This window comes from Micromonospora sp. HNM0581, assembly GCF_012726175.1.
Classification (GTDB): Bacteria; Actinomycetota; Actinomycetes; order Mycobacteriales; family Micromonosporaceae; genus Micromonospora.
In genome coordinates this window covers 1-7,393 of record NZ_JAASAD010000039.1, presented here as the reverse complement: position 1 = coordinate 7,393, position 7,393 = coordinate 1, and the positions used below count along the sequence as shown (strand labels likewise).

Here is a 7,393-nt window from a genome sequence, read left to right as displayed (position 1 = left end):
ATCAACTGCTCATCCGTGACCGCACCCACCGGCTCCACGGCCGGCTCTCCCACGGTGGTCTCGGTCGTCATCTGGCGTCTCTCCCTTGATCGGTCGATCAGCCGTTATTTGTACAGTCCCGATACCGGGCCGGGGTGGCGACCGGATAGCAATACAGCGCGGAAACTGATGCCTCGAAGGCAGAACGCTGCAGCTACATCCGAATGGCTGCCGCAACCTGGTTGGCGCAGAGCTACGCCGACTCTGTGGTGTAATCGACGTCGAAATGCGATTAATTGCAACATTCCGGTTGGCACGCTTTATGGCGTTTTGCTTCTCGGCAAATGGCATTCTCGCTGCTCAATTGGGGTGCGCGCCTGCCGTGGCCGCCAACAGACTCGCGCTTGTCACTAACTCTTTGCGTTGGTATCATTACTCGGTCTCGAGCCGAGGATCGCGAGACAAGCACTTATTTGCGCGAACAGACCGGACGCCATCACCAGCAGACTGTCGAGAATGTCGATTGGATCCATCCAACCGAGTAAGGTGTGTGTCAATGCAAGATGCCACCGCGACTTATGACCTGCCGGTTCCCGAATACTGGACGCACGAACCCACACGAAGACCTCGACCGCACCCTGTCTACTCGCCCGGCAGCAGATCTTGGGCGGATGCCGCGTGACCGCCGCCGAGTCCACGGTCGCCCTACGGTACGGCGTCCTCGGCCCTCTGCAGGTGCTTCGCAATCAGCAGCCGTGTGCCCCCACCGCACGGATGCAACGGATCCTGCTGAGCCTCCTGCTGCTACACGGCAACGAAACACTACCGGTATCTCGCCTCGTCGACGGGCTGTGGGGAGACCGTCCACCGAGGTCCGCCGTCGCGGCACTGCAGATGTACGTGTCGGCGGTTCGCCGTTCGCTGATACCGACCTGGTCTGCCAAGAACGGCACCCACCAGCATCCGATTTTGGTCACCGAACCGAGTGGGTACCGCCTCCGGGTCACCGTCGACCAGGTGGATCTCCTGCGGTTCAGGTCACTAGCCGCCGCTGGCCGGGGGCTGCTCGCCGAGGGCAGGTGCGGGGAGGGTGCAGAGGCGATCAGTCGGGCGCTCGCGGTCTGGCGCGGACCGGTGCTGCCCGACGAAGCGCGGTCCGGTGAGATCGAGCGGTACGCCGTCCGGCTGGAGGCCGAGCGGCTGGCCCTGCTCCAGGAACGCATCGCGGCACAGTTGTGTCAGGGTCGGCGACTCGAACTGGTCGGCGAACTGATTGACCTGTGTTCGCAATATCCGTTGCGGGAGGGGTTCCAACAGCAATTGATGCTCGTCCACTACCTGTCGGGCAGCCGTGTCGAAGCGTTGGGTGTCTACAAACGGGCGCGCCGCAGGATGGTCGACGAGGCAGGTATCGAGCCCGGACCGGGGATGCGGGCACTACACCAGGTGGTCCTGCGCGGGGCACCCGCCCCGCACCCCCACTACTCGGCGGCCTGGTGCCCCATTTGCATCGACCCGATCCAGCCTGGTGAGTCGGCCGGCGGATGTGAGTGCCGTGTCAGTGGCTGCCGGCGGAAGCGTCCGCAGGCACCATCGTCGCAGACGTCGGGTGCAGCCCACGTCGGTAGTACACCAATGGAGTGCCGGGGTTGACCTGGCCGTGGGTGACCTCGCCGATGACGATCGCATGGTCGCCGTGTTCGAACACCTGACTCCGGCGGCACCGCAGATAGACCGGAACGTCCGGCAATCGGGGCACCTCGTCGTCCCATACCCAGTCCAGGCCGGTGAACTTGTCGTCGCTGCGGGCGGCAAACGTCCGGGCGGTCGACAGGTTCGCCGACCCGAGCAGGTGAACACCGAAGCCGAGGTGCCCGGTCACCGCCGGGTAGGACCGGGCTTCCTGCGCTACCGAAATGAGCACCGACGGTGGCCGGAGACTGTACGAGCAGATCGACGAGACCAGCAGGCCGCACGGAGCGCCGTCGGCCTGACGGCTGGTGATCACCGCAACCCCGGACACCAGCCGGGCCATGGCCTCGGTGAACGTGGTCGTCAGCCCGGTGGCCTCCTGCTGGACCGTCACGATCGCGTCCTCACACCCCGACCTGCCCTGTCATCATGGACAGACAGCGGTCTAGTTCCTCCGCCGCCTCGTCGTCGTCGCTGACCGCGAGCACCGCCCGGTAGTCGGCAGCTGCGGCATCCAGCCGTCCGGCGCTTTGGCAGACCATCGCCCGGTTGTACCGGAACTCCAGGCGGTCGCCGAGCTCGATGGCTCGGTCGAAGTCGGCGATCGCACCGGCGAGATCCCCCGCCTGGTATCGCAGCCCGCCACGGATCGCCCACGCCTCCGCCAGCGTCGGGTCGGCGTCGAGCACCCTGCGGACGGCCTGGAATGCCGCCGTCACATCGCCGCGCTCGGTCAGGATCCGGGCCTGCAGGCAGCGCAAATAGGGGTTGGCATCTGCCAGCACCAGGCCGGCCTCGACGTCGTCCCAGGCGCCATCGACGTCGCCGAGTTCGCAGCGGATCGCTGCCCGATTCGATCGTGCGTCGACGTGCTCGGGATCAAGCTCAAGCACCCGGTCGAAGTCAGCCAGCGCGCCCACGACGTCACCCAGTTCCAGACGTACGTCGCCACGGTTGTAGTAGGCCTCGGGAAACGGCGGGGACAGCAGCAGCGCCTGCTCGTAGTCGGCCAGCGCCTCCTCGTTGCGCCCCAACCGCCGCAGAATGTTCCCCCGGTTGAAGTAGTGGTCGGCAAAGTTGGGATCGACGTCGATCACCGAGGTGAAATCGGCCAGCGCCTCAGTCAGGCGGCCCATCATGCCGTACACCTGGGCACGGTTGTAGCGCAGCCCGGTGCGGTGCAGCATCTGCTCGTCCGGCGCGAGCTCCCGGTCCAGCCAGGCCATGCCTTCGTTCAGCAGGCGCAGCGCCTCCTCCGGCCGCCCCTCCCTAGTCTCGACCAAGGCGATCCCGTTGCGTTGGAAGACCGACTGGAACGCCCGCTCCTTCGGGTCAGGCAACAGCGAGGCGATGGCGACCGCCTGGTTGAGCCAGCGCCGGGCCCGTACCGAATCCCGCTGGCCGTCTCCGTAGTGCCGGGCGAACAGCATCGCCGTGCCGTACGCGGCGTGCATGTGTACCGCCGGGTCGATGGAGATCGCGCGCGCCTCGTCGTACCACTGCTCGGCCTCTTCGGCACGCCCCGCCGCGGACAGCGAGGTTGTCACGTCGCCGGTGATTTCCCACCACAGGTCAGGATCGGTGGCGCGGTCGATCGAGGTACGGGCACGCTCACCGAACTCCACCGCAGCGTGGTAGAGGCCACGGTTCTTGCAGTGCAACTGGGCGTTTCTCAGCACCCGGGCGACCTCGGCGGGCGGCAGGCCCGCCCGTTCGGCGTGGAACGGCACAGCGCCGAGCAGCAGGGACGGCTCGCCGATGCCGAGCAACTGGCGGCGGCGTTCGTCATGCAATTCGACGCGGTCGACGTCGGCGACGGACCGATACGCGGCCTGCTGCCGTAGATCGCCGGAAAGACAATCGGTCGAGACGTATTCGCGAGCGAGCGCGACGACAGCGCTGGCGTCCAGCCCAGCCAGCACCGCCTCGTCGTGGACGTGCCCGGCCGGCACGACCCCGTCGGCGTACCCCGTCAGCCGTCGGGTCCGTTCGGCGAGCGTCATCGGTAGTGACACGCTGATCGGCCCCGGTGGCTCTGTCAGCGGACCAGTGCCGGTGGACACCACGACAGTCAACTGCGCGGGCGCCAGCCGCCGCAGGATGACCGCGATGAACTCCTGGTCGGTGGGATCGGCGTCGGCGACGTCGTCGATCAGCAGGGTGCGCGGGCCGTCGTCCAGCGCGACCAGGTAGTCCCGCAGGATGTCGGCCAAGCCGTGCGAGATCCGCATCGTGTGCAGCCGTGCCTGGTATCTGGTGCGGGCGTCGGAGGTCTCGCGGTGCTCCAGCGTTGTGCGCATTGGCGGCACTGACCGGGCGAACTCGGGCGCCGCGGTAAGGATCTCCACGTGGTGGCGGGGTCCGAGCTCGCTGCGGCGGGCGAGCGCATCCGGCAGGACCGACCGTAACACGGCGCCGGCCGCGGTGTACGGGCCGCGTAGCCGCCGATGGGCACTGACCTCGGCCAGCACAGGCGGCAGCCGAAGGTCGGATGTCGCCCGGTCACGATCGCGCCGGCTGACTGCGGTGATCCACAAGTGGCTATCCACTGTCGCTACTCCTTAGGCGATGACATGCTCGAACTGCTGTGCTCTGCGTTGCCTTCGCTCACGGACGGCCAGCCATACGGTCAGCAAAATCTGACCCAGGTTGAGGACGAGGAACACCACGGAGTCGGCCAGCTCACCAGTGGTCGGCTCGCCGATCAGCCGACCGACCGCGTTGGCGAACATCAGATAGACCGCAGGCGCGACCCCGAAGGCGAACACTGCGATCGAGAAGGTGTAGCCCGCGACGATCAACCAGGAGTACCAGCTGGCGACGCGTCGGTCGATCGGATGCCACTGCTCCTCGTCGGCCAGCCGGTCGTGGCGGCCAGTCAACCGCCAGAGGCGGTTGCGCAGCAGCCGCTTCGCGGTCGTGTGCAGATCGACGCAGCCAAGCAGGGTCGACATGAGGACGTAAAGGTCGGTACGCAGGTAGAAAAAGAACTGCCACGCGATCCGCAGCAGCGTCGCGAACGCCAGAGCCAGGCACAACCGGCCGGTGGCGGATAGCCCACCGCTCGGCGTACGCGTCAGGTCGGCGATCAGGGTGAGTAGCGAAAAGATCAGTACGTCCAGCAGAATCCCCGCCAGAATCGGCAGGTAGCGTTGTCGGCGTGGGACGGTGACCAACCCGTCGAGGCTGGTCTCTAGGACCACGTAGTAGAGCCGGCGGCCGACCCTGATCCGCGATCGGATACCGAGCCGCCGCGCCGCGAGCAGATGAAACGCCTCGTGCAGCAAGACCAGTGGCACCGCACCAGCAGCGAGTGCAGCCTCGATGATCGTGAGGTAGTCGGTGAAGAACAGATTGCTGTAGTGCGGCGTGAGGTCGGGGGATCGCGCCATGGCTATCAGCGAAGCGCTGATCACCACCGCGTACAGGATCATCGCCGGGAAGGAGAACATCGCCGCTCCGAGGCGCTGTCCATTGATCGGCCGTTGTAGCTGTGTAATCTCGCCACCATCGACGATGAAGTCCAGTTCGGCGAGGGCTCCGAGAACATGATCGATGTCGGCACTCTCGCCGTACTCCCGCTGGTACCACAGGTCGACCTCGCGGGGGGTCTCACCGGCGGCGAGCCGTCGGACCATCTCCGCACCGTCAGGGGGAAAGATGCCGTACGAGTCGATGTCGCGGCGGCCGATAGTGATCTCTTCGCCATCTGCGAGATAGACGAGAGGGTGCAGGACGATCCTGCTGTCCTGGTCGAACCGCGTCGTGGTGTCCACCGTCCGACTGACTCCCTTCGCCGGCCCGGTATGCCGGCTGTGCCCGATTGACCGTTGGTTGACCGGGCGATGGGCTCCGCCCAACTGGCCGACCACATGGAGAATGGGTACACCGGGCGTGGGCGCCCACTCCGCGCCCACGCCCGGTGCCGCACCGTCAGAGCTTGCTCGGGTACGTGGGGCAGGCAGCGGCGGTCAGCCGGACCGGACCCGCCTTGCGGATCTTGATCTTCTTGAGCGACTTCTTCTCCACCTTCTCCATGTCGATCACCTCCTTTCGACCATCACGACGATTGATCGACCGTAGAACGACCCGCCAAAGCCCGACCATAAAGGCTCTTCGAACTTAAGCGGGGTTGAGGTGTCCGCGGTGGCGGCGGGTGGTCGCGGTGCGGGTGCGTAGCCGCTGGTTTTCGGGGTTGCGGAAGCCGTAGGCGTCACGGGCGACGGTCTTGATGACGGCTCTTCGAACTTAGAGCGACCGGCAATAGGCGTTACCTGAGTCGGCGGGTTGTCGGTCGGGTGTCTCAGCGATATAGCGTGCGGGCTCGTTGGATGAGTTGACGGATCGTGACGATCGCGGCGGCCAGGTACAGGTAGAAGTCGATGATCGCCGCGTTGCGGTCGGTGCAGCGGCGGATCTTGCCGAAGCCGTTCATCCACGAGGTTGGGTCGGCCACGCGGCGAGGTGCCAGCGTGAGCTGGCCCTTTTCCGTGTGGCCTCCCGCCGAACCGGACTTGATGGTTTCCCGATCATCCGGCTCTCCAGTGACTACTGCGTGAGTGGGTCGGTTGGATTCCCGGTATGGATGTGGTCGTGGCATGCGGCGCAGACCACGAGGGTCTTGCGCCGCCGGTTCGCCATGATCTTGGCCCATCGGGGTTGGTGCGGGTCGGGTGGCTGGAGGTCTTTGAGCTTGCGGATGTGGTGAACCTGCACTTCACCCGCTTGCTGGCAGATCTCGCAGGTGTCCGCGAGGAGCCGGGTGATCAGCTCCTTGTGCGGGTAGTCCACCCGGGTCGGTCGGCGATCGATGATCTTTGCCGACCGTTGCCGCTGAAGAGGGATGCCGCCGAACCTGGCGACCAGTGGTTTCCTGCCGTCACGTTCGATCCGGGCCTCGAAGCAGGTCCGCGGCCCGTTTGCGGTGTCGGTTCTGGCCTTGTGCTTGGTGGCCATCTTCGTCACCGTCGAACGGTGTTTCCCGGCGAGGGTCTTGAGCATGGAGGTCTCCATGACCCAGCGGAGCCGGTGCAGCCGGAAGACGTCTCCGGCCAGCAGGTAGTACTGGACGATGCCCCGGTAGATGGCCCCGAAGGTGGCGACGATGGTGTAGTCGCTGCCGTTTTGTAGGGCCGTCTGCTTGGCGGGTTGTCCGCGGTGCAGATAGGGGGCGCACATGCCTTTGACCACGTCCAGCGGCACGCGCAGCGCGACTTGCCCGTTGACCGTTCGCCGGCGTCGGGTGATCTTGCTGTCGTTGTGCTGGACGGTGATCTCGTAGCCGAGGAACCGGGCCGCGCCGGTGCGGGCGTGGGTGATCAGCGTCTTGTCCGCTGACAGTTCCAGCTTGAGGTCCTCGCGCAGGAACCTGGTCAGCCGCTGTTTGATCTCCTCGGCTTCGTGTTTGGGTCCGGCGAACCCGAGCAGATGATCGTCCGCGTAGCGGGCGTAACGCAGCCGCCGATAGCTCGGATCGTTCGGATCCGCGCTGGGCAGATTGCGCATCTGCTGCCGCAGCTTGCGGGCCTCGGCCCGGTCACCGCGGCGGCGGGCCGTGGCCAGCCGGGTTTGCATCCTGATGTATGCCGGGTTCCGCGCCCGGTACGTATTCAGCTTGAGGTTGCCGGTTCGGGTAGCCACGGTCCGGTGGTGAACAGTTGTTTGAGCACGTCGAGGGCGTCCTTGCCGTGTTTGGTGGCGGTGGACAGGTAGGACCGTAGGG

Annotated in this window: 6 protein-coding genes; 1 reads left to right on the top strand and 5 read right to left on the bottom strand. The window is 66.0% G+C overall.

Translation table 11 applies throughout. The annotated features are described in order from the left end of the window. Positions 1-657 precede the first annotated feature (657 nt). The gene (locus tag HCA58_RS22865) at positions 658-1,632 is read left to right on the top strand and encodes an AfsR/SARP family transcriptional regulator (RefSeq protein ID WP_169600101.1); all 975 of its coding nucleotides are present in this window, start codon (positions 658-660) and stop codon (positions 1,630-1,632) included. On the opposite strand, the gene HCA58_RS22860 is transcribed toward HCA58_RS22865, so the two are convergent. From HCA58_RS22860 to HCA58_RS24130, 5 genes are all read right to left on the bottom strand, one after another. Further along, positions 1,538-2,065 carry a flavin reductase family protein gene (locus tag HCA58_RS22860; protein WP_169600100.1) on the bottom strand — a complete coding sequence of 176 codons (528 nt, stop codon included), beginning with the start codon at positions 2,063-2,065 and terminating at the stop codon, positions 1,538-1,540. The genes HCA58_RS22865 and HCA58_RS22860 overlap by 95 nt on opposite strands. A gap of 10 nt (positions 2,066-2,075) precedes the next feature. Then, complete coding sequence (locus tag HCA58_RS22855) at positions 2,076-4,220, bottom strand: tetratricopeptide repeat protein (RefSeq protein WP_169600099.1); 2,145 nt, start codon at positions 4,218-4,220, stop codon at positions 2,076-2,078. Positions 4,221-4,232: 12 nt separating this feature from the next. Next, the gene (locus tag HCA58_RS22850; RefSeq protein ID WP_169600098.1) at positions 4,233-5,447 is read right to left on the bottom strand and encodes a hypothetical protein; all 1,215 of its coding nucleotides are present in this window, start codon (positions 5,445-5,447) and stop codon (positions 4,233-4,235) included. Between the two features lie 527 nt (positions 5,448-5,974). Further along, positions 5,975-6,127 (bottom strand): hypothetical protein, encoded by a 153-nt coding sequence (locus HCA58_RS22845; protein ID WP_169600097.1) that lies wholly within the window; start codon positions 6,125-6,127, stop codon positions 5,975-5,977. 92 nt (positions 6,128-6,219) lie between these two features. Continuing rightward, positions 6,220-7,311 carry a group II intron reverse transcriptase/maturase gene (locus tag HCA58_RS24130; protein WP_346776093.1) on the bottom strand — a complete coding sequence of 364 codons (1,092 nt, stop codon included), beginning with the start codon at positions 7,309-7,311 and terminating at the stop codon, positions 6,220-6,222. Between the last annotated feature and the right edge of the window lie 82 nt (positions 7,312-7,393).